The sequence below is a fragment of the Actinomycetospora sp. C-140 genome (assembly GCF_054796175.1).
The window spans coordinates 1-975 of sequence record NZ_JBTWNF010000046.1 but is presented as its reverse complement, the minus strand read 5'-3'; the positions used below and the strand labels follow the sequence as shown (position 1 = coordinate 975).

Here is a 975-nt window from a genome sequence, read left to right as displayed (position 1 = left end):
GCCCTTCGGGCGGGGTGGAGGTGTCTGACGCCGCCGCCACGCCACGAAGGGCCTTCCTGTGCACGCTAACGCTCGCCTGACCTTCTACGGGCGCACCACCTTGGTGCGTCGTGTCCGCATCGATGACCGCCCGGTCGCGCATGTCGCGGCCGAGCTCGGAGTGTCACGGCAGTGCGCACACCGGTGGGTGAAGCGCTACGACGCCGAGGGTTGGGCCGGGCTGCTCGACCGCTCCAGCCGACCACACAGCTGCCCGTCGCGGACCCCGGACGCGACCGAGCAGCGGGTGCTGGCCGCCCGCCGCGAGGAGCAGACCGGGCCGGCGTTCCTGGCCGAGAGCACCGGAGTGCCGGCCCGCACGATCTCGCGGATCCTCCTGCGCCACCAGGTGCCGCGGCTGGCCGACTGCGACCCGGTCACCGGCGAATCAATCCGCGCCACCCGCGCCAGCGACCGCCGCTACGAGCACCCCCACCCCGGCGATCTGGTGCACGTCGATGTCAAGAAGCTCGGCCGCATCCCCGATGGCGGCGGGTGGCGCGCCCACGGCCGAGGACCCCGACCCGGCGCCACCCGCAAGGTCGGGTTCGACTACATCCACGCCATGGTCGACGACCACTCCCGACTGGCCTACGCCGAAGTGCTCCCCGACGAGAAGGGCGCCACCTGCGCAGGCTTCCTGACCCGGGCCGCGGCCGCGTTCGCCGCCGCCGGCATCCCCCACGTCCGCCGGGTGATCACCGACAACGCCCGCAACTACCGCGGCTGCCACGCCTTCGCCGCCGCGGCCGCCGAGCTCGGCGCGGTCCAGAAGTTCATCAAGCCACGCTGCCCCTGGACCAACGGCAAGGTCGAACGATTCAACCGCACCCTGGCTCGCGAATGGGCCTACCGCCGTCCCTACACCAGCAACCACGCCCGAACCCTGGCCCTCGAAGGATGGATCGAGTACTACAACACCCGACGCCCCCACAC

Annotated in this window: 1 protein-coding gene; it reads left to right on the top strand. The window is 72.1% G+C overall.

Going from position 1 to position 975, the window contains the following annotated elements:
* Positions 1 to 58 precede the first annotated feature (58 nt).
* Positions 59 to 975, top strand: a 917-nt coding sequence (locus tag ACR9E3_RS32460; protein WP_460385204.1) for an IS481 family transposase, incomplete at its 3' end; no start/stop codon positions are given.